The organism is Nonomuraea mangrovi (genome assembly GCF_042681425.1).
Lineage (GTDB): Bacteria > Actinomycetota > Actinomycetes > Streptosporangiales > Streptosporangiaceae > Nonomuraea > Nonomuraea mangrovi.
The window spans coordinates 358667-382337 of sequence record NZ_JBHUFV010000015.1; the positions used below are offsets into that span (position 1 = coordinate 358667).

Annotated in this window: 21 protein-coding genes; 10 read left to right on the forward strand and 11 right to left on the reverse strand. The window is 70.1% G+C overall.

Going from position 1 to position 23671, the window contains the following annotated elements; translation table 11 throughout:
- Nucleotides 1-5 precede the first annotated feature (5 nt).
- The 5 genes from ACFSKW_RS09160 to ACFSKW_RS09180 form a co-directional block, all read right to left on the reverse strand.
- A complete protein-coding gene (locus tag ACFSKW_RS09160; RefSeq protein ID WP_379571158.1) occupies nt 6-620 on the reverse strand; it encodes a GNAT family N-acetyltransferase in 615 nt (204 codons plus the stop codon).
- Nucleotides 621-818: 198 nt separating this feature from the next.
- Nucleotides 819-1553 carry a DUF4097 family beta strand repeat-containing protein gene (locus ACFSKW_RS09165; RefSeq protein ID WP_379571160.1) on the reverse strand — a complete coding sequence of 245 codons (735 nt, stop codon included), beginning with the start codon at nt 1551-1553 and terminating at the stop codon, nt 819-821.
- Between the two features lie 72 nt (nt 1554-1625).
- Nucleotides 1626-2468, reverse strand: a complete 843-nt coding sequence (locus ACFSKW_RS09170; RefSeq protein ID WP_379571162.1) for an LLM class flavin-dependent oxidoreductase — start codon at nt 2466-2468, stop codon at nt 1626-1628.
- 103 nt (nt 2469-2571) lie between these two features.
- Nucleotides 2572-2910, reverse strand: a complete 339-nt coding sequence (locus ACFSKW_RS09175) for an STAS domain-containing protein (protein ID WP_379571164.1) — start codon at nt 2908-2910, stop codon at nt 2572-2574.
- A gap of 50 nt (nt 2911-2960) precedes the next feature.
- Entirely contained in the window at nt 2961-4406 is a 1446-nt protein-coding gene (locus ACFSKW_RS09180; protein WP_379571166.1) for an LCP family protein, read from the reverse strand.
- A gap of 81 nt (nt 4407-4487) precedes the next feature.
- Between ACFSKW_RS09180 and ACFSKW_RS09185 the strand changes: the two genes are divergently transcribed.
- Nucleotides 4488-5510, forward strand: a complete 1023-nt coding sequence (locus tag ACFSKW_RS09185; RefSeq protein ID WP_379571168.1) for a glycosyltransferase family 2 protein — start codon at nt 4488-4490, stop codon at nt 5508-5510.
- A gap of 66 nt (nt 5511-5576) precedes the next feature.
- Here the strand turns inward: ACFSKW_RS09185 and ACFSKW_RS09190 are convergent, their stop codons facing one another.
- Nucleotides 5577-6812: a 2-C-methyl-D-erythritol 4-phosphate cytidylyltransferase gene (locus ACFSKW_RS09190; protein WP_379571170.1), complete on the reverse strand. Its 1236-nt coding sequence runs from the start codon at nt 6810-6812 to the stop codon at nt 5577-5579.
- A gap of 107 nt (nt 6813-6919) precedes the next feature.
- Here ACFSKW_RS09190 and ACFSKW_RS09195 point away from each other — a divergent pair, with 107 nt between their 5' ends.
- From ACFSKW_RS09195 to ACFSKW_RS09220, 6 genes are all read left to right on the forward strand, one after another.
- Nucleotides 6920-8377, forward strand: coding sequence for a CDP-alcohol phosphatidyltransferase family protein (locus ACFSKW_RS09195; protein ID WP_379571172.1), 1458 nt, complete (start codon nt 6920-6922; stop codon nt 8375-8377).
- 13 nt (nt 8378-8390) lie between these two features.
- Nucleotides 8391-9014: a DUF5941 domain-containing protein gene (locus ACFSKW_RS09200; protein WP_379571174.1), complete on the forward strand. Its 624-nt coding sequence runs from the start codon at nt 8391-8393 to the stop codon at nt 9012-9014.
- 79 nt (nt 9015-9093) lie between these two features.
- On the forward strand, nt 9094-9825 hold the full coding sequence (locus ACFSKW_RS09205; protein ID WP_379571176.1) for a phosphocholine cytidylyltransferase family protein: 732 nt from the start codon (nt 9094-9096) through the stop codon (nt 9823-9825).
- Nucleotides 9826-9853: 28 nt separating this feature from the next.
- Nucleotides 9854-10894, forward strand: coding sequence for an iron-containing alcohol dehydrogenase family protein (locus ACFSKW_RS09210; protein ID WP_379571521.1), 1041 nt, complete (start codon nt 9854-9856; stop codon nt 10892-10894).
- Nucleotides 10872-11639 (forward strand): CDP-alcohol phosphatidyltransferase family protein, encoded by a 768-nt coding sequence (locus ACFSKW_RS09215; RefSeq protein ID WP_379571178.1) that lies wholly within the window; start codon nt 10872-10874, stop codon nt 11637-11639. Before ACFSKW_RS09210 ends, ACFSKW_RS09215 begins: the two co-directional genes overlap by 23 nt.
- Before the next feature lie 181 nt (nt 11640-11820).
- Nucleotides 11821-12705 carry a glycosyltransferase family 2 protein gene (locus ACFSKW_RS09220; RefSeq protein ID WP_379571180.1) on the forward strand — a complete coding sequence of 295 codons (885 nt, stop codon included), beginning with the start codon at nt 11821-11823 and terminating at the stop codon, nt 12703-12705.
- 11 nt (nt 12706-12716) lie between these two features.
- On the opposite strand, the gene ACFSKW_RS09225 is transcribed toward ACFSKW_RS09220, so the two are convergent.
- From ACFSKW_RS09225 to ACFSKW_RS09245, 5 genes are all read right to left on the reverse strand, one after another.
- Nucleotides 12717-13433, reverse strand: coding sequence for an acetoacetate decarboxylase family protein (locus ACFSKW_RS09225; RefSeq protein ID WP_379571182.1), 717 nt, complete (start codon nt 13431-13433; stop codon nt 12717-12719).
- A 71-nt stretch (nt 13434-13504) separates the two neighbouring features.
- Entirely contained in the window at nt 13505-14467 is a 963-nt protein-coding gene (locus tag ACFSKW_RS09230; protein WP_379571184.1) for a glycosyltransferase, read from the reverse strand.
- Between the two features lie 57 nt (nt 14468-14524).
- Entirely contained in the window at nt 14525-15805 is a 1281-nt protein-coding gene (locus ACFSKW_RS09235) for an acyltransferase family protein (RefSeq protein WP_379571186.1), read from the reverse strand.
- A 257-nt stretch (nt 15806-16062) separates the two neighbouring features.
- Nucleotides 16063-17679 carry an LCP family protein gene (locus ACFSKW_RS09240; RefSeq protein ID WP_379571188.1) on the reverse strand — a complete coding sequence of 539 codons (1617 nt, stop codon included), beginning with the start codon at nt 17677-17679 and terminating at the stop codon, nt 16063-16065.
- 245 nt (nt 17680-17924) lie between these two features.
- Nucleotides 17925-19352 (reverse strand): hypothetical protein, encoded by a 1428-nt coding sequence (locus tag ACFSKW_RS09245; protein WP_379571190.1) that lies wholly within the window; start codon nt 19350-19352, stop codon nt 17925-17927.
- 216 nt (nt 19353-19568) lie between these two features.
- On the opposite strand from ACFSKW_RS09245, the gene ACFSKW_RS09250 reads away from it, so the two are divergent.
- From ACFSKW_RS09250 to ACFSKW_RS09260, 3 genes are all read left to right on the forward strand, one after another.
- Nucleotides 19569-21554 carry a hypothetical protein gene (locus ACFSKW_RS09250; protein WP_379571192.1) on the forward strand — a complete coding sequence of 662 codons (1986 nt, stop codon included), beginning with the start codon at nt 19569-19571 and terminating at the stop codon, nt 21552-21554.
- Nucleotides 21555-21687: 133 nt separating this feature from the next.
- Nucleotides 21688-22581, forward strand: a complete 894-nt coding sequence (locus ACFSKW_RS09255; RefSeq protein ID WP_379571194.1) for a glycosyltransferase family 2 protein — start codon at nt 21688-21690, stop codon at nt 22579-22581.
- Complete coding sequence (locus ACFSKW_RS09260; RefSeq protein WP_379571196.1) at nt 22578-23663, forward strand: glycosyltransferase family 4 protein; 1086 nt, start codon at nt 22578-22580, stop codon at nt 23661-23663. The genes ACFSKW_RS09255 and ACFSKW_RS09260 overlap by 4 nt, the downstream gene beginning before the upstream one ends.
- Nucleotides 23664-23671: the final 8 nt, after the last annotated feature.

Below are 23671 nucleotides of genomic sequence, written 5' to 3' on the forward strand. Positions count from 1 at the left end.
GGATATTACACGTCTAGAATAGGCCGCGCCATAGTGGAGCCCCAGGAATCGGGCCGGATCACGCTGAAGCCCATGGCCTGGTAGAACGCGAAAGCTCCAGGATTGCCCGCGCCCACGCCCAGGTGCACGCCCGGAACCCGCCGCACCCGCAGCGCGTCGAGCAGCGTCTTCATCAGCTGCCGCCCCACCCCCGCGCCCTGCCCCCTGGGCAGGACGTCGATGTGGAGATGGGCGGGGTAGCGGTCGTAGAGCTCGTCGGGCGTCGGCCTGGCGTCGTGGATCCGCTGGACGCACCACCAGTCCTGCGTTCCGTCGGCGGGGTTGGCGGCCATCCCGCGCGGGTAGCGCGCCCGCAGCCCTGGCCACCAGTGCTCCTCCATCCAGTGCTCGAAGGCCAGGGTGTCGGCGGTGGCGATGATGTAGCCGAGCACGCCCTGCTGGTCCACGGCGACGAAGCTCAGCTCGGGGTCGGCCACGGGGTAGGGGCCCGCGTAGATGTGGGCGAGCAGGTCCGGGTCGTGGTACAGCGAGGTGGCGTCCTTGCCCGAGTCCCCCGTCTGCAGGCACACCCGGTACATGCCCGGCAGGTCATAAGGCTGGAACGGTCGAATCTCCACCATCTGCTCCCCCTAGCGCAAAGTCGAGACTGCGCGAACGTATCAGGCGTCGAGCGTGATACCGCTCAAGACGTCTCCGTGGAGATCGACTCCACCCCCCTCCTTGTCTCCTCGATCCGGGTGGCGGGGCAGCCGTCGACCAGGGCTCCGGCTGCTTCGCCGACAGGCCCGAGGGCTTCGTCACGTGCGTCGTGACCCCTGCTACGCCCTGGAGATCCTGACGTCTCCGTCGAGGCTCCTGGCCACGATGGTCCTGACGCCGGCCTTGCCCGCGTCCTTGAACTCCGACCGGGCACGGCCGTTGCGGCTCTCCGCGGTGATGCCGTACTCGCCCTGGGGCACGGTCACCACCACGCCGCCCTCCCGTGACTGGGTGTCGACCTTGCCGGGCGGCGTGGCGAACTGCACCCTGATGTCGCCGTCGCGGGACTTGGCCCGCACGTCGGCCGAACGGGTGGCCGTCGACCTGATGAGCCCTTCGCCCGTGCGCAGCCGCAGCACGCCCGACAGGCCGTCGGCGAGGATGTCGCCACCGGTGGTGGACACCGAGACGTCCTGGGCCAGGCCGGACAGCGTCACCCGCTCGTCCCCTCCCTCGACGACGAGCTTGACCCCAGGCGGCAGGTGCACGGTGTAGCGCGCCCCGCAGGTGGAGAAGAAGACCGTGCAGTCGGTGCGCAGCGACAGCGTGCCGTTCTCGAGCGCCCACGTGGACCTGCCAGGGTCGCCGCCCGTGCCCTGCAGCCACCGTTCGACCTTCACCCCCGAGGCGTCGCCGGGAACCACGCGCAGGTCGCCCACCCTGGCCTGCACGGTCAACGTGCCGCCCGCGTGGGGGAAGGTCGTGGCCTGGTGCTGTTCCTTCGTGTCGGGCTGGAAACCGCAGGCGGTCAGAGTGACGAGCCCCGCCGCGGCCAGTGCGATCATCCGCTTCATGTAAGCGATCGTGACGCCGATCGGCCGCGGTGCTATCGGCCATGTGGACGATCCGCCATCGGCCGATCGTCCCTAGAGGGCGGACAGGAGCCGCTCGACATGGGAGAGGGGATCGTCGCCGAACGGGCGCAGCACGACGGTGCTCGCACCAGCCGCCCAGAGCGCCTTGACCGCGTCGGCGGCCTGCTCGGGCGTGCCCTCGGCGTTGAAGACCTCGGACGGGTCCACGCCCAGGAACGCGGCCACTTCCTGTCGCGTCGCGTCCAGCGCCGAGGAGTCGCCTACGCACAGGTGGGTGAAGACGATCAGCTCGTGCTCGTCCTGGGCGGAGATCCGCTCCAGCGTCGCTCCGATCGAGTCGGGGCCGATGCCCTCGGGGAGGATCGTGCCCTGCGCCACCCTGCCCGACAGGGCCAGCGAACGCGGGCTCTTCACCCCCGCCACGATCGGGGGCACCACGGCGGGCGGGTGCACCAGCCGTACCTCGTCGAGGTGGACGGACCTGCCGTGCACGGTCACGCTCTCGCCGCGCAGCAGCCCGCGCACCGCGGTGATCGTCTCCTCCAGCAACGCCAGGGGAGAGGGCGCCGCCGCGCCGACCTGGCGCATCCAGTCCTGTACGCCGTGACCGACGCCGCCGACGAACCGCCCGGGGAAGAGCCTGGCCAGATTGGCGAACTCCATGGCCAGCAGCATCGGGTTGCGCAACGGGGCCGGAGCGATGCCGAGGCCGACCCTCACCCGCGAGGTACTGGCGAGCGCGGCGGCGGCCGAGGTGAGGCCGCCCGTCCAGCCGAGGTCCTCCACCACCCAGAGGTCGTCGATCCGCGAGTCGAGCCCGGAGTCGAGCGTCTGCGCGAACGGGACGAGCCGCTCGGGCGGCAGACCGCGGTCGAACATCACGCCAAGCCTCATACGGGCATCCTCCGGTGGTCGCGGGTCGCGCTCGGCAGCGGAGTCCCGCGCCTGCGTGAAGGCGTCGCCGATGCTAGTGAAGGGCGTTCGGCGGCGGCAAGGCTCAGGCCGCCAGCTCCTGACGCGCCTCGTCGATCGAGCCGGTCACCTCGAAGTGGCGGTCCAGGTTCGTGATCGTCAGCAGATGGGGGATCATGCCGCCGCCCACGACCAGCACCATCCTGCCGTGCTGCTCCCGCACCCGTGTCAGCGTCGAGACCAGCACTCCGAGACCGACCGAGTCGCAGAACGGCACCTCGGTCAGGTCGATCGCCAGGTGCGGCTCCTCCGTGGCCAGCACGGCATCGATCTCGGCTCTCAGACGGGGGGCTGTCGTCAGATCCAAGTCACCGACCGCCTGGAGGAGTGCGAAACGACCGTCCGCCCAGGACCTGACCATCATTTTCAGCCACCTCCGCTCGTGGTCTCTCCCTCTGCCCGAAAAAGGGAGACTTATTCCTCTCTCTTGCAGATGTTCTGGCTTGCGGTGCGGGTGGTGGGGGTCGCTTGGGGTGACGGTGAGACGGACGGAGTCGCGGCCGATTTGGGTTTGCGGATCTTTGGCTGGTCCTGCCCGATCACGACCTCGATGCCCTTGACGTCGCTCTCCTTCAGCTGCGCGCCAGGGATCGCCGCGGCCACCACCTTCGCCTCCTCCGCCTTGCCGGGAGCGTGGCGCACCAGCGTCGTCGCGAAGTCCTTGCGGGCGGTGTTGCCCGGCTCGTCCGGCACCTTGAACCCGTAGGCGACCAGGCCGGCCTTGGTGCGCGCGCCGAGCCCGGTGATCAGCGTGCCGTTCAGCACCTTGACCGTGATCTGGTCCGGTGGCACGGTCCGCGTGCTCAACGTGGGGACGGGCGACGGCTTCGGGGCGGGTTTGGCCAGGTCCTGGTCGGCGGCGATCCGCCGGAACAGGTCGGCGGCCCGCTCCTTGTCCCACAACACGGCCGACTCGCCCGTCGGCGTCTTGAAGTCGACGTTCGCCAGCGGTACCCCTGCGAACCTCACGTCGTTCAGCGAGACGTCCTTGAGCTGCTCGACCAGCGGCACGAGCCCGTCGTCGGGATCCACCTTGATCGTCGCCAGCGAGGCGTTGACGAAGGAGATGAGGCTGGCGGGGTTCGACAGCGCCTCCTTCAGCATCGCCGAGATGACCTGCTGCTGGCGGTCGATCCTGTCGAGGTCGGAGCGGGCGGTCGCCCTGGTGCGGGCGTAGCCGAGCGCCTTCGCGCCGTCGAGCCTGTGCGTGCCCGCCCGCAGGTCGAGCCCTGTCTTCGGGTCGTTGATGGGCACCGGAGTGCAGACGGTCACGCCGCCCAGCCTGTCGACCACGTCCACGAACCCGAGGACGTTCACCTCGATGTACCTGCTGATCGGCAACCCCGTCAGCTGCTGAACGGTCTTGACCGCCAGCTTGGCCCCGCCGAACTGGTAAGCAGAATTGATCTTGTGCTGGCCCTTGCCGGGAATCGTGGTCCAGGTGTCGCGCGGCAGGCTCACCACCGTCGCCTTGCGGTGGTCCTCCGACAGGTGGATCACCATCATCGTGTCGGTGCGCTCGCCGACCTCGCGGCCCAGCTTGAGCCTGTTCTGCTCCTTGCGGGTCAGGTCGTCGCGCTTGTCGACACCGACCAGAAGGATGTTCATCGCCCCCCGTGGGGCCTGCTCGACCGCGCCGAGCCCCGCGTCGACCGAGCCGATCTGCCGCGGCGTGGCCCACACCCAGCCGGTGCCCGCCAGGATGGCGGCCGACAGGGAGCCCGAGACGATCAGATTGCGCCTGCGCGCCCTCGCGCCACGGCCCGGCTTGCGCGGAGTACGGCGGGCCGCGAGCCGGACACCTCCGGGAGCGTCGCCACCCACGTGCACACCCGCGTCATCCTCCTCCGGGTCGCGCATGCCGTGCCCCCTCCAAACGCCGCCGGAATCGGGCTTTGGATTGCCCTCCTCCCCTGGTCGTACAGTAGCGTGAGCCCCGCCATGAAGCAGTTCCCCGACTCGCCCGCGCAGCCCGCGTTCCCACAGACGCGCGCCTGGCCGGCGATCTCCGTCGTGATGCCGATCCTCAACGAGGAAAGGCACCTCCGCGAGGCCGTCGCCCAGATCCTCGCCCAGGCCTACCCAGGCCCCATCGAAGTCGTGCTCGCCGTCGGGCCCTCCCATGACCGCACCCAGGAGGTGGCCGACGCGATCGCCGCGGCCGACCCCAGGGTGATCGTGGTGGCCAACCCGACAGGACGCACGCCCAACGCGCTCAACGCCGCCATCGGCGCCTCCCGCCACGAGATCATCGCCAGGGTCGACGGGCACGCCATGCTGCCTGACGACTACCTCAAGGTGGCGGTCGAGACCCTGGAGGAGACCGGAGCCGACAACGTCGGCGGCGTCATGGCGGCCGAAGGCATCACCCCCTTCGAGCAGGCCGTCGCCCGCGCGATGACCTCCAAGATCGGCGTCGGCGCCGCCGCCTTCCACGTGGGAGGTACGGCGGGGCCCGCCGACACCGTCTATCTCGGCGTGTTCAGACGCAGCGCCCTGGCCAGGGTCGGCGGCTACGACGAGCACTTCCAGCGCGCCCAGGACTGGGAGATGAACCACCGGATCCGCGAAACGGGCGGCCTGGTGTGGTTCCAGCCGCGGATGCGTGTCACCTACCGGCCGCGGCCCAACCTCAAGGCGCTGGCCAAGCAGTATTTCCACTACGGCCGCTGGCGGCGGGTGGTGGCCCGCACCCACGAGGGCACGATCAACCTCCGCTACCTGGCCCCGCCCGCCGCGGTCGTGGCGATCGCGCTGGGGCTGCTGGTGTCGCCGGTCTTCCCGCTGGGACTGATCGTCCCCGGAGGGTACGCGCTGGCGATCGTCGGCGGGTCCGTGCTGACGGGCAGCGGTCTTCCCGGGCGCGCGAAGGCGGCGCTGCCGTTCGTGTACGCCGCGATGCACATGTCGTGGGGCTGGGGCTTCCTCACGAGCCCCCGCAAACTCTCCCGCCCCCGACCCTGACCCCGTACCTTCGGGGGTCAGGGAACGGCTTCCCACCCCCGAAGGACACCCTTCGGGATTCGGCGGTCAGGCGTCGACGACCTGGCCGGTGAGGTCCAAGGCCAGCACGTCGATCACGGCCTGCGCGGCCCCCGCCCGTTCGGCGCTGACGCAGTTCACCGCGATCCCGTCGGCGGCCCACTCCTCGGCCAGCGCCAGGGAAAGCTCCACGACCGCCGCCGCGCCCGAGCGCGCCAGTCCCGTGCCGGCCAGGCGTGACGAGGTGAGCAGCAGCAGCCTGCCACGCGACTCCCGAAGGAGCGGATGCGCGGCACGGGCCACGGTCACCGCCGTGAGGTAGTCGTCCCCCGCCTCCGCCAGCCCGCCCGCGGGCCTTACGGGCGCCGCGTTCACCACGCAGTCCACCCTGCCCACGTCGGGCAGCGTCGTGGAGACGGAGGCAGGTGGAAGGAGGAGTACCCGCGCGGCGCCGTGCGCCCGCGCCAGTTCGGCCACCTCCGCTCCTGCCCCCAGGTCGTCGCCGAGGACCGCCACAGTCCTCCCCTCCAGCGCCTGGCCGGAGGCCGGTGGGACGGCGGTGGGACCCAGCCGGAACAGCGTCTCCGCGATGTGCAGGTCGACGGGGTGCGTCACCTTGATGTTGCGCTCGCTCCCGTGCACGACCACGATCGGGACCTCGGGCAGGTACCGCAGCACCACGCCGCAGTCGTCCGTCGGCGGCCGCCTGCCGAAGTCCGGGTCGGCGAAGGCCCGCTCGTAGGCCTGCCTGATCACCGACAGCCTGAACCCCTGCGGCGTCTGGACGCGCCGCAGCCGCGCCCTTTCCGGCACCTCGCGCACGACGTCTCCGCGCGGCCCAGGCTCCACCACCACGACGGTGTCCGAGCTCGGGATGGCCACCTCCACCGCCGTGTCGCGCTCCAGCGCCTCGACACACTCCGTGATGATCCGGGGCTCCAGCAGCGGCCGTACCGCGTCATGGAGCAGCACGTTGCACTCCTGCGGCCCCAGCGCGTCCAGGGCCCGCCACGTGGTCTCCGTGCGCGAGGCGCCGCCCTCGAGGACCTGGACGACCTTGCCGAAGCCGCGCGCGGCCACCAGCTTCTCGACCTCGGCGGTGAAGCCGGGCGTCATCAGCACGATGATCTCGTCGATCTCGGGCGCGGCGTCGAACAGGGCCAGCGTGTGCTCGATGATCGACTTGCCGGCGACCGTGACGAGTTGCTTGGGGGTGTTCAGCCCGACCCGCTGACCCACGCCCCCCGCGAGGATCACTCCCACGGTGCGCAGTCGAGATTCCATACGGCGAGGGTAACGGTACCGCGCGTCGCGGCCGCGCACTCGTGATTTGCGGTCGCCCTCTCGCTACGCTGGGCAACGCACTCCTCGTGTCCGAAGGAGAACTGCGCGTGCCAGAACCCACCGTCATCCGAGAAGGCGTCACGGCCGCGGCCGTGGTGCTCGCGACCACTCCTGCCGCCAGGCTGGCGTGCGCGGACGGCACCCTGCTCGACAGGATCAACGACCAGCTCGTGCTGATGCCCGTCAGAGACGTGCACGTGGTGCCGCAGGGTGGGGGACTCGGCGCCGACCTGCGCGGCGTGGCCAAGATCGCGCGCATCTGCACGGGAGCGGTCGTCCTGCTGCCCGCCGACCTCATCGCGCACACCGAGGCGCTGGCCGTCCTCATGGAGCACCCGGCCCGCGGCACGGGCGCGCTGGTCAGCTCCGACACGACGGTCGGGCCGCTGCGCCCGCCCGTCAGGATCCAGCACGCCAGAGTCGTCGCCGCGGGGAGCTCCTTCCACATCGTTCCCGAGGCGAACGCGACATTCCGCGGCGTGCTCCAGGTGGGGGAGGCCGACCTCGGGACGCTGGCGGACATCGCCGACGAGCTCGCCGAGCTCGCCGACACGGGCAGGCTCGGCCCTGTGACCCCGATCGAGGCCATCGACCTGCTGCTGGTCGGGCTGGTGCGTTCCGGGGTGCCGGTGCGGGCGGCGCAGATCGGCCGCCTGCACGCCGACCGCGTGACCGCCCAGTCCGCCGCCGACCTGGCCGTGACCAGGCTGGCCGACGTCGACGAGGCCAAGGTACGGCTCGACACCGCGGTGAAGAGCGACGACGGCTTCTTCGCCACCTTCTTCGTCAGTTCGTGGTCCCCGCATCTGGTCCGTCTGGCGGCGCATCTGGGGCTGACGCCCAACGCGGTGACCGGCATCTCGGTCGGCGTGGCGGTGCTGTCGGCCGTGTGGTTCTCTGCGGGCACCAGGGACGCCCAGATCGCCGGCGCGGCGCTCCTGCTGCTGTCGTTCGTGCTCGACTGCGTCGACGGCCAGCTCGCCCGCTTCACCAGGACGTTCACGCCGCTGGGCGCATGGGTCGACGGCATGGCCGACCGGTTCAAGGAGTACGTCGTCTACATCGGCCTGGCCCTCGGCTACGCCTCGGGGCTGGACGCGGGCGACGGAGGGCCCGACGGGATCTGGCGGTTCGCCGTGGCGGCGATGATCCTGCAGACGCTGAGGCACTCGCTCGACTTCTCCTACAAGGGGGCGGTGGCCGACGCCAAGCTGATCGGCGCGGCATGGGCCAGGCCGGCGAGGTCGCTGCTGGAGTCCGCGGACGGCGGGCGCCTCGCCGTACCCCATCAAGGGGTGCTGGGGCTGGCGCAGCGCCTGGAGCGCGAGTCGCTCACCCGGTGGGCGAAGAAGGTGATCGTGCTGCCGATCGGGGAGCGGATGGTGCTGATCGCGGTCACCGCGGCGCTGTTCAACGCGAAGACCACGTTCACCGCGCTGCTCGTCTGGGGTGGCTTCGCCTTCCTCTACCAGCTCGTCGGCAGGATCGCGAGGTCGACCGGATGAGGTGGGTGCGACCATGATTTCCGTTCACATGATCCCCGTCCCCCGCAGCAGGGTCGTCTCCTACCGCGACGACGGCCCCTTCTCGCGAGGCATGGGCGCGCTGGTGGCAGGCCAGCTGCCTCCTCTGCCGCCCGCGATCGCGGGCGCGTTCGTGACCGGCATCCTGCTCCTGGTCGGGCTGGGCGGCACCGACGGGCTGGCGGTGTTCGCCCCCGCGGTGACGCTGCTGCTGGCCGGACCCGGCAGCTCGCACGCGCACGACGGCAGGGTCGACTGGCTGGTCCCGCCGATCCTGCGGCTGACGGAGTACGTCTTCGTCGCGTCGGTCTGCTTCGGCCACGACGTCCACCCGCTGATCATCTTCGCGCTGCTCGGCGCGATGGCCTTCCACCACTACGACCTGGTCTACCGGGTGCGCCAGCACGTCTACCCGCCGCCGTGGCTGTCGACCGCGGGGCTCGGATGGGACGGCAGGATGCTCGCCGTGTCGGTCGGAGTGATCATCGGCCAGGTGACGGTCTGGTGCGTCCTGCTGGCCCTCTACCTGTGGTGCCTGTTCGGCTGGGAATCGATGACGTGCTGGCTGGCCGCGCCCCGGTCAGGGCTGGATGCGGCCGACATCGGAACTCCAGACTAAGAGCGGATTACACGATCAGGGCCTCGAGGCAACTAACCTTTGGGGTCTTACATAGTCATGCTCGACTGAGGAGTGCACGTTGCTGGGAATGGTGCTGGCCGCCGGGGCCGGACGACGCCTGCGGCCGTACACCGACACGCTGCCCAAGGCGCTCGTGCCGGTCGACGGAGAAACGACGATCATGGACATCTCGCTGCGCAACCTCGCCGCGGTGGACCTGCGTGACGTCGTCATCGTTGTCGGTTACGCGGCGCAGGCCGTACACGAGCGCAAGGCGGAGCTGGAGAAGCGGCACGGCGTGCGGCTCACTCTCGTGCACAACGACAAGGCCGAGGAGTGGAACAACGCCTACTCCCTGTGGTGCGCGCGCGACTACTTCGCCCAGGGGGCGCTGCTGGTCAACGGCGACACCGTGCATCCCGTCTCGGTCGAGGAGACGCTGCTCTCGGCCCCCGCGACCAGCGACATCCTGCTCGCCGTCGACGACGTCAAGTCGCTGGCCGACGAGGAGATGAAGGTCACGCTCAACGACGGCTCGCTCAAGCGGATCACCAAGCTGATGGACCCCTCCGACGCCTACGGCGAGTACATCGGCGCGACCCTGATCCGCCCCGGCGCCGCCGAGCGCCTGGCCGACGCGCTGCAGGCCACGTTCGAGCGCGACCCGCAGCTCTACTACGAGGACGGCTACCAGGAGATGGTCGAGCGGGGCGAGAAGATCCACGTCGCGCCGATCGGCAAGGTCGAGTGGGTCGAGGTCGATAACCACGACGACCTGAACAAGGCCCGCGACATCGCCACCCGCTACTAGAGGAGGCTCGATGCCGCTTCTAGCGAGGATGCTGCCCGCCCCCCTCACCATGGAGGTACGGCGGGGCGCGGTCGCCCAGCTCGGCGCGCTGCTCGCCGACAGCAGGGTGGCCACTTCGGGCAGGGTCGCCGTGGCGGTCGGCCCGGGTCAGGGCGACCACATCGAGGGGCTCATCGCGCCGACCCTCGAAGAGGCAGAGGTGTTCCGCGTCGCCGACGGCTCGGTCGAGGCGGCCGTCTCGCTCGGCGCCGACCTGCGTAAGGGCGCCTACGAGGTGGTCGTCGGCGTGGGCGGCGGCCGTACGATCGACGCCACCAAGTACGCCGCCTCGCTGGCGGGGATCCCGATGGTCGCCGTGGCCACCAACCTCTCGCACGACGGCATCTGCTCGCCGACCGCGTCGCTGGTCTACGAGGGCGGCAAGGGCTCCTTCGGCGTGCCGATGCCGCTGGCGATCCTCGTCGACCTCGACTTCGTCCACACGGCTCCCGACGCGCTGGTCAGGTCGGGCGTGGGCGACGTCGTGAGCAACCTGTCGGCGATCGAGGACTGGCAGCTGGGCAACATGGAGCGCGGCGAGCCGATCGACGGCCTGGCCTGCTCGATGGCGCGTACCTCGGCCGAGGCGCTGATCGGCCGGTCCGACTCCATCGAGTCGGACGCGTTCCTGACGGTGCTGGCGGAGTCGCTGATCCTGTCCGGGATGTCCATGGTCATCGCCGGGTCTTCCCGTCCATCCAGTGGCGGAGACCATGAGATCCTTCATGCCGTGGATCAGCTCTTTCCCGGCACCTCCAACCACGGCGAGCTCGCCGGGATCGGTGCCGCCTTCTGCTTCTTCCTCAGGGAAGACCAGCCCAGGCTGACGCAGGTGGTCGGCTGCCTCCGGCAGCACCAGTTGCCCGTCACGCCCGGCGACATCGGCCTCAGCGCCCAGCAGTTCACCGAGGCCGTCATGCTGGCGCCCTCCACTCGTCCGGGTCGCTACACGATCCTCGAGCACCTGCGTCTGTCGGAGTCAGAGGTTCGCGATCGGGTGGAGAGCTATGTCCGGGCCTTCGGTAGCTGAGCTCCGGGCGGTCGCTCAGCCCGCCGGCCACCTGGAGCGCAGGAACGGCGAGCACTGGGCCGGCGTGCTCTACATGCGCTGGATCTCCCTGCGCGTCACCTGGCTGCTGACCAGGACGTCGGTCACGCCCAACCAGCTGACCTGGGTGATGACGGCGGCCGGCGTCGTGGCGGGTGTGGTGCTCGCGCTGCCCGGACTGTGGGCCGCCGTGGGCGCCGTCCTGCTCGTCCAGGTCTACCTGCTCCTCGACTGCTCCGACGGCGAACTGGCTCGCTGGACCGGCAAGACCTCGCTGACCGGCGTCTACCTCGACCGGATCGGCGCCTACTTCACCGAGGCCGCGCTGCTGGCGGGCCTCGGCTGGCGGGCGTCGAGCGTCCTGCCCGACTGGTACACCGTGCTGGGGTTCGCCGCCGCGCTCGGCGCGATCCTCATCAAGGCCGAGACCGACCTTGTTGACGTGGCGCGGGCCAAGGGCGGTCTGAAGGCCGCCACCGAGGCCTCCGCAGGGCAGCTCCGCTCGGGCCTGCTCGGGTTGGGCCGGCGGGTGCTGGGGGCGACGAAGTTCCACCGGATCGTGCAGCCGATCGAGCTGTCACTGCTCGCGCTGGCCGCGGCCGTGATCGATCTTGCCCTCGGCGACCTCACCGCTTCGAAGGTGCTCATCGTGGCCTGCGCTGCGGCGGCCGGAATTCAAATGATCCTCCATCTGGTCAGCATCCTGGCCTCCAGGCGGCTAGCGTGACTCGGAACCGTCAGGGCACCACGCCCGTCGAATTGATCAGACGCCCGCTGTTCGGTGGGGGTTCACTGACGGTTCCGATACTCTTGTCTCCATCAATCCGGATATTGGCAGACCCCAACAAACTCGGTGATCATGAAAGAATGCTCCGCTCGTGCTCTCGACGCGTCAAGGCGATGACCCGTTGAAGATCTCGTGCGTCATCCTCACCATGGGCAACCGGGTCGCCGAGCTGAACCGGGCGGTCGAGTCCGCGCTCAACCAGGTCGACGGCGACGTCGAGGTGGTCATCGTGGGCAACGGAGCCGACGTGCCCGCGCTGACGGCGACACCGCCCGAGGGCTCTGCCGCGACCGTGAAAACCGTTCGCCTGGCCCACAACACCGGCATTCCCGCGGGTCGTAACCGCGGGGTCGAGGAGTGTTCGGGCGACGTGGTGCTGTTCCTCGACGACGACGGCTGGTACGCCAACCAGAAGGTCGTCGCGCACGTGCGCGACCGCTTCGCCACGGAGCCCGACCTCGCCGTCATCTCCTTCAGGGTGATGGACCCCGACGGCGGCACCGGCCAGCGCCGCCACGTCCCGCGCCTGCGCGCGGGCGACCCCGAGCGCTCCTCGCCGGTCACGACCTTCCTCGGCGGCGCCTCCGCCATCCGCCGATCGGCGTTCCTGCAGGTCGGCGGCCTGCCCGAGCGGTTCTTCTACGCGCACGAGGAGACTGACCTGGCCTGGCGGCTGCTGGGCGAGGGCTACCGGATCGAGTACGACGCCCAGACGGTCATGTACCACCCTCAGGTGCCGCCGACCAGGCACGCGGAGTTCTACCGGCTCAACGCCCGCAACAGGGTGTGGCTGGCGCGGCGCAACCTGCCGTGGCCGCTGGCGGCGTGGTACCTGCTCGACTGGGTGGTGCTCACGCTGTGGCGCGAGCGGCGCTCGGGCGTGGCGCTGCGGGCCTGGTTCCAGGGCTTCTTCGAGGGGCTGCGCACCCCGGCGGGCGAGCGCAGGCCGATGGCGTGGCGCACCGCGTGGCGCATGGTGAAGCTGGGCCGTCCCCCGATCGTCTGACCTGCCCCGCGTCAGGCGTCGCCGGCCGTGTCGAAGGTCATGGCCGCCCGCAGGGTCGTCGTCATCAGCGCCCGTTTCGGCAGGCCGAGCTCGCTGAGCTCCTTGGCGACGGGATGGTTGCCCAGGCGGACGAGCGCCCCTCCAGGGCGCACGCGCATCCCTCTCGCCCACATCTTGGCGGGAACCCTGCGGGTGACGCCGTCGAGGTGCGTGTACGCCGTCAGCGGCGTCGCGGCCGCCGCGCCCGGTACCGGCACTCCCGGTTTCAGCAGCATGTCGATGATCAGCCGCCCGTCCTTGCGCACGATGCAGCGCTTGTAGGGCGACGACAGGCGCAGCTCGATGTCGGCCAGCTCCTTGGGGAAGCCCCAGATCGTCCGGCCCGCCTCCAGGGTGAAGCCCTGGTTCACAGGCAGCCAGTGGACGAACGCGCCCGCCGACCTGAGCGTGGCGGGCCCCGCCGCTCGCGTGCGGCCGCTGCCGGGCGGTCGCACCAGGAAGGCGACGCCGAACTCGTGGTAGGAGTCCAGGTCGCTGTCGCGGTACTGGACGAACACCAGCGTGCAGATGGCCTTGCCGGGCAGGACCTCGGCGACGTCGAGCCCCGAATAGGCGATCACCGCGCGGGCCGCGTCGGCACGGACCGGATACATGGCGCTGCAGACGGTGGCGTCGGTCACCCTCACGGGCATGGTGATCGTGCGGCCCTGGATCAGATGCGAAGCCATGACTCCAGTACATGTGACCATCAGGCCGCCGTCCACGTCTTCGGCCGAATCTCCGGGGAAGGGCCCCATCATCAGACGGCGAGCTCGTGGGCGACGCCCGCCCACTTCTCCAGGCGTGCCACGAAGGCCGTGGCGTGGTCGGGCCAGTGGTGGTGGAGACGGGCCAGGGCGTTGCCCGCCGCGCCGAGCTTCGCGCGCCGCGCCGGGTCCTCCTTGAGGTCCAGCACCGCCTCCAGGGCCGCGTCGACGTCGCCGTACGGCACGACCGAGCCGCACCCCGCCTGCCGCACCACAGCGGCCGCCACGGGCGTCGTGACGACGGGCACTCCGCGGCCCATGTAGTCCAGGACCTTGGTGGGCGGCCTGGCCGATGGCTCGCGCCACAGGCAGAGTCCCGCGAGTGCGCCCTCGGCCATGCGGAGGGCGTGGCGGTTGGGAACGTAGCCGAACCAGTCCAGCAGCCCGACCCGCTGGGCGTCCCGCAGGACGGGCCTGACCTCGCGGTCGGCGGCCCCGATGAGGTCGAGCCTGATGCCGTGGGGCGCCAGCCGCTGCGCGAGGCCGACGAGCTCGTTCACGCCCTTGTCAGTGGTCAGCCGCCCGATGTGGACGATCCTGGTGTCTCCGGGCGGCGGCGGTTCGGTGGCGGCCAGGGTGGCCTCGGCGGCGGCGGGCTCGAGCACGTGGTGCAGCCGCCGCGCCCGCGCGACCAGCCTGCGGCCGAGCGGCCCCTCAGGCTCGTCGCGCGTGTCGAGCACGACGGGCGGGTGCCGGAACGGCAGCGCCACCAGCAGCTCGGGCTCGTGCAGGATCAGCAGGTCGGCGTCCTTGACCCCGCGTCTGAGCGCGGCACGTGGCACGCCGCCCCGCCTGACGTCGATCGCGGTGATCGGCGGCACCGGGGTCACGTTGAAGTGGGTGAAAGGAGCGACGTAGGTCACCTCGTGGCCCGCGTCGAGCAGCGCCCTGATCTGCCGATGCATGATCCGGGCGTCCTCGGGATGGTGAAGGGTGGTGGCGACGCAAACGCGCATAAATGTGATGGTGCGTGGCTATGCCATCACGTGCGTGAATGCGGGGGGAACTGCCGTTTAACTTCCTGACGGACGGCGGTAGAGCCACGTCAGGCGCGGCTCCAGTACCCACTTGAAGACCGTGCGGGTCTCCGGCAGGCACAGCACGATGGCCAGGGCGAACGCGCTGGTGCTGATCGCCAGCACACCCAGCGGCCCGTGCAGCCACGGGAAGTCGAGCCAGCCCATCTCCTTGGCGATCAGCACGGGAATGCCGTGGAGCAGATAGCAGTAGAGCGTGCGGGTACCGAGATCGGTGAACCAGGTCTCCCCGCGCGGCACCAGCGCGAGGAAGGCGAAGCACATGGCCAGCGAGGCCAGCAGCAGGCCCGCGCGCAGCCCGAGGCCCATGTACCAGGAAAGATCCATGTCCTGGTAGCTGTGCTTGAAGTAGAACGGCTTCAGCGACCACTTGCCGAGCCCGATGTAGATCGCCACCCCGGCCGCGCCCACCAGCGTCACGGCCGAGACGACCTTGACCCAGGTGCGGTTGAGCATCTCGAAGTGCTCGGGCTGCATCACCAGGCCGATCACGAAGAACGGCAGCAGGCCGAAGAAGCGGTCCATGCTGAAGTCGCCCGAGATCTGCGAGAACCCGGCGAACAGATAGATCGCGATGGCCACCGGGATCGGCTGCTTCATCCGCTTCCACACCGGCGTCGACAGCCGCCAGAACAGCAGGGCCAGCAGGTACCAGTTCAGCCAGGCCGGGTCGATGATCGTCAGGCTCCACTTCTGCCCGAGGGAGAAGCGCAGCGCCGCGTACCCGACCTCCACGATCACGTACGGCACGACGAAGGTGTCGACCAGCTTGTTGGTCTTGGCGTTGGAGTTCCAGAAGTTCCTGGACAGGTACCCGCTGACGATGACGAACAGCGGCATGTGGAAGGTGTAGATGAAGACGTAGAGCGCCTTGGAGGAGTTCGCGTTGAGCGTGGGCACCAGCGAGTGGCCCATCACCACGAGCGCGATCAGCAGGAACTTGACGTTGTCGAGGTACGGCTCGCGCTTGCGCGGCGCCGGCTTCGGCTCCTCCTCCTCGGCTTCGGCCGCCTGCTCGTCCGAGCGGTCCTGGGTGGCGAGCGAGCCCCAGAAGGAGGCCTCGGCGGGCTGCTCGCCCCACACCGGCCCCTGCTGCTGCGGTGCGCCCTGCCGCGGCGCGCCCTGGTGTGCGCCCTGCCTCGGCGCGGACCACGGAGCGCCCACTCCCTCCGTCTCGGCAGGTGGCGCCTCGGAGGCGGCGCTTCTCGTGCCGTTCCTCCTGTTGGCCGGAACCGGGAAGGATGGGGAGTCACTCACGGTAGAGACGCTCAGCTATCTGTCGGGGGCCGGGGATCGCAAAGCCACGGTAGCCAGGGCTCCTTGCAGACGCCTAGCAGGATGCCGACTCGCGTTGGCGGTCTGACAACAGTAACGGTCAGTGGGACCCATGTCGCGGTGGAGACACGACAAACAACGGGAATCCACAGGGAATTCGGAGGTTGACGAGGTTTGTCCAGTCGAGTCAAGAGGGCATGCTCCGCACCCCCGCGAGCGGGGGTGCGCGACCGGCAGGGTCAGGCGCAGATGTTCTTGGTGTCGGCGGAGATTCCCGTCTCCTTGATGGCGTCGGGGATCTCCGTGCGGACGCCGGTGAAGTCCTCGCCGATCAGCAGCTGGATGACGGGGGCCTTGTCCGCGCCGGTGTCCGAGACGGTCTGGGTCGTGCCGCCGCCGGTGAACGCCGCGGGGTTGGTGACCTTCACCTTGCCCTTGGTGGAGGGGCGTTTGGTGCCGGACAGCTTGGCGGCCAGCACGTCGGCGTAGTCGGGCCCTGTGGTGTCGCGCTTGCCGTACAGGAGCTTGGTGGTCGGCTGGCTGGTGCCTGTGGCGGTGAGGGCGTTGCCCGTCCCGACGACCTGGAAGCCGAGCTCGGACAGCTGCTGGGCGACCTCGCCCGCCTTGCCCGAGGTGGTCGTGCCGTTGATGACCTGGACCTTGACCTGCTCGACCTTCGGGACGACCTTCTTGACCGTGGAGCTCGGGGCCGGCTGGGGGAGCTCGGTGTCGTTCTTGAGCGCCTGGAAGAGCTTCGGCGCCCTGGCGGGGTCCCAGATGACGCGGTTGCTGTCCTCGGGGTCGGGCAGGATCGGGACCGTGTAGAACTGCACCTTGCTGGCGGTGAGCGCCTTCGCGCTCTGCGCGATCTCCAGGAGCTTGCCGGTGTTGGTGGCCAGCTCCTTGTCCATGGTGACGGAGGAGGCCGCGGCGTTGATCAGGCTGATCAGCTTGGCCGGGTTGGCCAGGACGCCGCCGGTGGTGACCTTCTTGACCACCTGGCTGGCGAAGAGCTGCTGCCGCTGGATCCGCTGGAGGTCGCTGCCGTTGCCGTAGGCGCGCAGGCGGACGTAGCCGAGGGCCTGCTCGCCGTTCAGCGTCGACCTGCCCCTGGGCAGCTTGAGCTTGGACTTTCTGTCGTCGACCGCGGTGTTCAGGCAGACCTCGATGCCGTCGAGGGCGTCGACGATGGCCTTGAAGCCGTTGAAGTCGATCTCGACGTGGTGGTCGATGCGGATGCCGGTGAGCGTCTCGATCGTGGTGATCGTGCACGCGATGCCGCCGGTGTTGTAGGCGGAGTTGATCATCCCGTGGGCGGTCGGAAGGATCGCCCCGTTGGCCTCGCTCTTGCACCGGGGGATCTCGACCATCGAGTCGCGAGGGAGGCTGACGAGCTGCGCCTTGTCCCTGCCGGGCGAGATGTGCATCAGGATCATCGTGTCGGTGCGCTTGCCCGAGTCGCGCTGCGAGTCGATCTTGCCGTACTTGGCGTTGCCGTCGCCGTGGCGGGTGTCGGAGCCGACGATGAGCACGTTGAGCGCGCCGGTGGCGTTCACGGGGCGGGTGTTGACGATCTTGCCGTCGACGTCCTCGGTGTGGATGTTGGAGAACGCGTTGCGATAGACCGTGTAGCCGGTCAGCGAGCCGGCGACCATCAGGCCGGTCACCGCGATGCCCGCCCATGCCATGCCGCTCAGGCGCTTGCGACCGCCACCGCCGCTCCTGTGGCCTCGCGGCTCCTCGGGCGGGCGCGGTGGCGGGGGAGGAGTGGCGGCGGCCCTTCGAGAGGACCGGTAGCCGGGAGTGGCGGGCGCGACCAGGCGGTCCTGGACGTCGACACTTCTGTGATTGCTCATACGACCCCCTCGCCCGGCGGCGTGGAGTCCGTGTTCGGCATCCTGCTCACCACGGCCTCCTCGTCCGGAGATTCGGAGCCCGCTTCACGCTGGCTCGGTCGATCGCTCATCGCGCCACGAGACTAAGTCACTGTAAGCGTTGCCGGAGCCATGATCGACCGAATCGGTCGTGACCCGAGCGTGATGATCCAGCCCCAGAGCTTACTCAGAACCGGACATTTCATGGAATGTAGACGTGAAAAATTTTACGGAACAGGCCTGGAGCAGAGCGCCGCCGCGAGGCACGCCAGGGGGACGGCCGGCAGCGTGTAGCGATAGTCGAACTCGGCCACGGCGGGCGGCACGATCAGCAGCACCCATGCCGTTGACCAGGGTAGAAGCCATGCGCCCTGGTAAGTCCTGCGCCTGATCGCCACGACGGGCGGAACGAGCAGGATGGCCAGGAGCACGGCGCCCGGCAGGCGGGCCACGTCCTGGTAGGCGCGCATCCAGCCGGCGAACGGCTCCACGATGTCCGTGCCAATAGCGCCTTTTTCGTATTTTTGTGCGAATTCAGCTCCGACTTGTGCGGGATAACGTCCCGGAGGTCCAGGGGGATTCACAGGAAACTCGTAGTAGCCGTAGATTTCCGCGTCCGGATAGACCGGCCTGCCCAGGGTGAACGTGCGGGTCAGCTCCGACAGGACCGAGCCCGCGTAGTCGAGCGGCTGGCTGCGGATGGCCAGCATCGCGAACCGGCCCGCCAGCTCGTCGTTGGCTCGGGAGAAGGTGATGCCGGGCAGCTTCACCAGCGGCGAGTCCTTGGCCCAGATGTACTCCTGCGACGGCGGGCGGTCCCGCGCAGGGCGCGGGTCGCACAGCACGGCCAGGTCGGCCGGCGGCTCCATCCGCGCGCAGTCGGCGAACGACATCGTGCGGGCGTAGAGGAAGACGCCGTTCGCGCCCACGATGCCGACCCGGTCGTAGGTGGCGTGGAACCAGCCCCCGTAGGCGAGCACGGGCAGGAGCGCGGCGGCGGCCATGATGCCCGCGAGAGCGATCCTCCTGCGCAGCAGCAGCCACGCGCCGAGGACCACGATGAGCGGCTGGCCGACGGTCCTGGTGAGGGAGGCGCAGGCCAGCAGCAGCCCGATGGCCAGAGCCGTACGCCAGGTGAGTTCCCTGCGGATCGCCAGGACCACGGCCGCGACCACCAGGAACGAGAACAGCGCGTCGGAGACCAGCAGGTGCTCCAGCTCGATCTGGTAGGCGTCGAGCAGCACGGGAGCGGCGGCCGGCGTGGCCGCCCACGTGGGGACCCTGCGGGTGGCTCTTCGGGCGGCCACGTAGACGAGGACGCCGGTCGCCAGGCCGAGCAGGTGCTGGACGGCGGTGACGGCGCCGAAGCTGTGGAAGGGCTGCAGGAGCTTGAGGAAGAGGGAGTAGCCCGCCGGACGCACCAGGTCGGGCCGAGGGTGGAAGACGGTGACGATGTAGGTGTAGGAGTCGGGGAACCACAGGGCGGGCCGGTAACCCACCATCGTGATCGCCCGCAGGAGGGCGCCGAGCCCGAACACGATCAGGAACCAGCGGTGCCGCCCCATCATGGGACGTGCCCGCGTCCACGCCCTTGTCGCCGCGTCGCGCGTCGCCTGGGCCGGCCGTCGCGTCCAGGCCGTCAGCCCGGTCTCCACCCCGCGTGCCCTCCGTCCCCGACGCTGCCCCACCGGCCGGGCGGCACCCGACGCCAGCCGTACGCTACCGGCTCCCGACCTCATCGCGGCCCGCTCCCATCCTCGTGGTCGGTGGAGCCGGGAGGGTGGTGAGTGGAGCCGGAGGGATCACCGGTTGGGGGAAACCGGCCGCGGGAGGCGAGGTGCCGGTCGGGTTGGATAACCTCGCGATCACCGATGAGACTCGCCTGGCTCGATCAGACGCGCAGACCGTCGGCGGGCAGGGTGCTCGCCGTCGTCTCCGTGCTGCCCGTGCTCGCCGTGGCCGCATGGCTCCTGGGCGGTCTGCCTCTCCTGTTCGCCGGATGGTTCCACCCGCTGCCCGCGCTCGTCCTCGGCACGGTGTTCTTCGCGGTGCTGTGCAGGACCGCGCTCACCGGGCGGGCCGACCTCGACGCCACCGCCTGGCAGGTGACAGGCATCGCGGGGGTCGCGCTCGGCTCGCTGGTCCTCAACGCGATCATGCACAGCGAGCAGCTCATCGTCCGCCGCGACCCCGCCACCTACGCCCAGTACGCCATCTGGATCGCCAGGCACGGCTCCCTGCCCATCCCGCAGCAGGTGGAGGCGTTCGGCGGCCCCGACCCCGCGCTGCGCTTCGGCAGCATGGGCTTCTTCGACTCGGGCGGCGCGGTCGTCCCGCAGTTCCTGCCGGGCCCGCCGATGCTGTTCGCGGCAGGGGAGTGGCTGGGCGGCATGCTGCTCGCGCCTCCCGTGCTGGGGGCGCTGGCCGTGCTCGTCCTCGGGGGGACCGTCGCCAGGCTCGTGGGCGGCCGCTGGGCCGTGCCTGCCGCGCTGGCCTTCGCGATCAGCATGCCGATCCTCTACACGTCGCGGGCCACGTTCAGCGAGATCCCCTCCCTCATCCTGATCTTCGGCGGGATCGCCCTCCTCCACGACGCCCGCGGCAGGTGGGAGACGGCCGTGGCGGGGCTGGTGTTCGGGCTGGCCGTGCTGGTGCGCATCGACGCGCTGCGCGACGTGCTGCCGGTGCTCGCGTTCGGCGGGCTGCTCGTCGCGCTGCGGCGTGGCTTCGCCTTGCTGGTGGGGCTGGCCGCGGGCGTGGGGCTCGGGTTGGTCGCGGCGTGGGTGTTCGCGGGCCCCTATCTGGCCTATCTGTCTCGTTCGGTGTGGCCGATGCTGCTGATCAGTGTCGCGGTCCTGGTGCTGACCGCCGTGGGGACGGCGCTGGCGGGCCGCCTCGCGCGTGTCCGCCTGCCCAGGCGCCTGCCCGAGGTCGGCGCGGCCCTGGTCGTGCTCGTCATGCTCGGCCTGGCCGTACGCCCGTGGGTCCAGACGGTGCGCCGCGTGCCGACGACGAACCCTGACTGGCTCACCTACCAGTTCCTCGAGGCGACCCAGAAGGCCAACGGCCTGCCCGTCGACGGCACCCGCCTCTACTTCGAGGACTCCCTCTACTGGGTGATCTGGTACGTCGGCGTCCCTGTCGTCGTGTTCGCGACGCTGGGCGCTGCCGTGCTGGTCAGGCGGCTGCTGCGCGGCGGGGCGGCCTTCGAGTGGCTGCTCCCGCTGGCCGTCGTCGGCTGGACCACCGTCACCACGCTGCTGCGGCCGGAGATCACGCCCGACCACCCGTGGGCCGCCCGCCGTCTGGTGCCCGTCGTCATCCCCGGCCTGACCCTGCTGGGTGTCTGGGGGCTGGCGTGGTCGCGCGACAAGCTGCGCAGGCTCGGGTACGGCACGCGCTGGTTCGCCGCCGCGGGCGCGGTGCTGGTCGTCGTACCCGTCGCGATCACCTCGATCGGCACCGCCTTCACTCCCGTCGAACGGGGCGAGCGCGCCGCCGTCGCCGGGCTGTGCGCGCGCATCCCCTCCGACGCCTCCGTGCTGGTCATCGAGCGCGTCACCGGCGACCGCCTCACCCAGGTCGTGCGCGGCACCTGCGGCGTTCCCACGGCGCAGGTGCGCAGGACGGCGGGCGACGTGGCCGCCGCGGGTGACGTCCGCCGTCTCGTCGACGGGATCCGCGCCGCGGGCCGTACCCCTGTGCTGCTGGCCGCGGAGGCCGGCCAGCTCACGCCCTACGGCACGCCGTCGCAGGTGATCGACCTCAGTACCCGCCAGGACGAGCGCTCGCTCGTCGAACCGCCCAACGGCACGTGGCGCCTGCAGGTGGACGTGTGGATGACGTCCCCGGTGTAAGACCGGCGCGGAGGGGCACTCGGGAAGGCGAGGTCAAGGCGGCCCGAATCTCCGCTCAGCCACGATCACATTCCAGGTAACGGTAACCTCGTCCCACGTGAGCACGCTTGAGCCCCCCGAGACTGGATCCGCTGTGGAAGCTACGCCGTACGTCACGATCGTCCTGCCCTGCTACAACGAGCAGGACCACGTCATTGACGAGGTCGAACGCATCACCAAGGCGATGGACTCGAGCGGCTACACCTACGAGCTCGTCGCGGTCGACGACTGCTCGACCGACGCGACGCTCGCCAGGCTGCATGAGGCGGCGCCCCGGTTCCCGCACATGCGCATCCGCGCCTTCCACCGCAACGGCGGTTCGGGCACGGTGCGCAGGATCGGCACCCAGGAGGCGCGCGGCGAGATCGTCGTGTGGACCGACGCCGACATGACCTACCCGAACGAGCGGATCCCCGAGCTGGTCCAGATCCTGGAGAAGGACCAGACGGTCGACCAGGTCGTGGGCGCGAGGACCACCGAGGAGGGCTCGCACAAGCTGCTGCGGGTGCCCGCCAAGTGGGTGATTCGCAAGATCGCCGAGAAGCTCGCGGGACAGAAGATCCCCGACCTCAACTCGGGTCTGCGCGCGTTCCGCAAGTCGGTGGCCAAGCCGTACCTCAGGCTGCTGCCGCCCGGGTTCTCGTGTGTCACGACGATCACGCTGTCGTTCCTGTCGAACCAGCACGACGTCTACTACCTGCCGATCGAGTACGCCAAGCGGGCAGGCAAGTCGAAGTTCAGCTTCATCAGCGACGCCTACCGCTACATCCTGCAGGTGCTGCGGATGGTGATGTACTTCAACCCGCTCAAGGTGCTCATGCCGCCCGCGTTGTGGCTGGTGGTCATCGGCCTGGCCAAGGGCGTGTTCGACGTGACCCGCTACGGCTTCTACCTCACCAGCAACACCATCGTGATCTTCCTGTCCGGCATGCTGATCGGTTCGGTGGCGCTCTTGGCCGACCTGATCGTGAGGTCGCGCGGCGAATGAGGATCGCGATCGTCGGCCCGACATACCCGTACAAGGGGGGCGGCGCCCAGCACACCACCGAGCTGGCGCACCGGCTCGCGGCCCTGGGCCATGACGTGGTGATCGAGTCGTGGAAGGCGCAGTATCCGTCCTTCCTCTACCCAGGGCAGCAGACGATCGACGTTCCCGAGGGCGAGCCGTACCCGAGGACGCGCAGGGAGCTCGACTGGCGCAGGCCCGACGGCTGGTTGGCGGCGGGGCGCCGGTTCAGGAGCGCCGACCTGGTGATCCTGGCCGTGCTCAGCCCGGTGCAGGTGCCCGCCTATCTCGGCATGCTGTACGGCCTCGGCCTGAGGAGCCGGCGACGAAGCGGCACGGCCCGCAGGACGAGGGTGGTGGCGCTCTGCCACAACGTGCTGCCGCACGAGCGCAAGCCATGGGACGAGCCGCTGATGCGGGCGCTGCTGAAGCGGGTCGACGGCGTGCTGACCCACTCCGAGCAACAGGGCGACCTGGCCAGGACGCTGACGGGCAAGCCGGTCGCCACGGTCGCGCTGCCCCCGCACCTGCCCGCCAGGAGCGGGGCCAGGGGCGAGGGCATCCGCAACAAGCTGCTGTTCTTCGGCATCGTCCGCCCTTACAAGGGGCTCGACCTGCTGCTCAGGGCGCTGCCCGAGGGCGTCTCGCTGACCGTGGCAGGAGAGTTCTGGGGCGGGATGGAGCAGACCAAGGAGCTGATCGCCGAGCTGGGCATCGGTGACCGGGTGGAGCTCAGGCCGGGCTACGTCGCCGCCGACGACGTGCCCGAGCTGTTCGCCGGGGCCGACGCGCTCGTCCTGCCGTACAGGAACGCGACGGCCAGCCAGAACGTGTGGCTGGGGCACGAGCACGGGGTGCCGGTGATCGCGACCAGGGTCGGAGCGCTGGCCGACAACGTCCGCGACGGCGTCGACGGGCTCCTGGTCGAGCCTGGTGACGCCGAGGCGCTGCGCAAGGCGATCGAGCGTTTCTACGAGGATCCCGAGCGGCTGCGGGCGGGCGTGCGGGCCGTCGATCCCGAGCCCTACTGGAGCGACTACACCGACGCACTGCTCAGGGCCTGAGAGGATGC

Excerpts from the sequence above, each read along its gene's own strand:
- ACFSKW_RS09160 (WP_379571158.1), bottom strand. The coding sequence starts at position 620 with ATGGTGGAGATTCGACCGTTCCAGCCTTATGACCTGCCGGGCATGTAC.
- ACFSKW_RS09165 (WP_379571160.1), bottom strand. The coding sequence starts at position 1,553 with ATGAAGCGGATGATCGCACTGGCCGCGGCGGGGCTCGTCACTCTGACC.
- ACFSKW_RS09170 (WP_379571162.1), bottom strand. The coding sequence starts at position 2,468 with ATGAGGCTTGGCGTGATGTTCGACCGCGGTCTGCCGCCCGAGCGGCTC.
- ACFSKW_RS09175 (WP_379571164.1), bottom strand. The coding sequence starts at position 2,910 with ATGATGGTCAGGTCCTGGGCGGACGGTCGTTTCGCACTCCTCCAGGCG.
- ACFSKW_RS09180 (WP_379571166.1), bottom strand. The coding sequence starts at position 4,406 with ATGCGCGACCCGGAGGAGGATGACGCGGGTGTGCACGTGGGTGGCGAC.
- ACFSKW_RS09185 (WP_379571168.1), top strand. The coding sequence starts at position 4,488 with ATGAAGCAGTTCCCCGACTCGCCCGCGCAGCCCGCGTTCCCACAGACG.
- ACFSKW_RS09190 (WP_379571170.1), bottom strand. The coding sequence starts at position 6,812 with ATGGAATCTCGACTGCGCACCGTGGGAGTGATCCTCGCGGGGGGCGTG.
- ACFSKW_RS09200 (WP_379571174.1), top strand. The coding sequence starts at position 8,391 with ATGATTTCCGTTCACATGATCCCCGTCCCCCGCAGCAGGGTCGTCTCC.
- ACFSKW_RS09210 (WP_379571521.1), top strand. The coding sequence starts at position 9,854 with ATGCTGCCCGCCCCCCTCACCATGGAGGTACGGCGGGGCGCGGTCGCC.
- ACFSKW_RS09215 (WP_379571178.1), top strand. The coding sequence starts at position 10,872 with ATGTCCGGGCCTTCGGTAGCTGAGCTCCGGGCGGTCGCTCAGCCCGCC.
- ACFSKW_RS09225 (WP_379571182.1), bottom strand. The coding sequence starts at position 13,433 with ATGGCTTCGCATCTGATCCAGGGCCGCACGATCACCATGCCCGTGAGG.
- ACFSKW_RS09230 (WP_379571184.1), bottom strand. The coding sequence starts at position 14,467 with ATGCGCGTTTGCGTCGCCACCACCCTTCACCATCCCGAGGACGCCCGG.
- ACFSKW_RS09240 (WP_379571188.1), bottom strand. The coding sequence starts at position 17,679 with ATGAGCAATCACAGAAGTGTCGACGTCCAGGACCGCCTGGTCGCGCCC.
- ACFSKW_RS09250 (WP_379571192.1), top strand. The coding sequence starts at position 19,569 with ATGAGACTCGCCTGGCTCGATCAGACGCGCAGACCGTCGGCGGGCAGG.
- ACFSKW_RS09260 (WP_379571196.1), top strand. The coding sequence starts at position 22,578 with ATGAGGATCGCGATCGTCGGCCCGACATACCCGTACAAGGGGGGCGGC.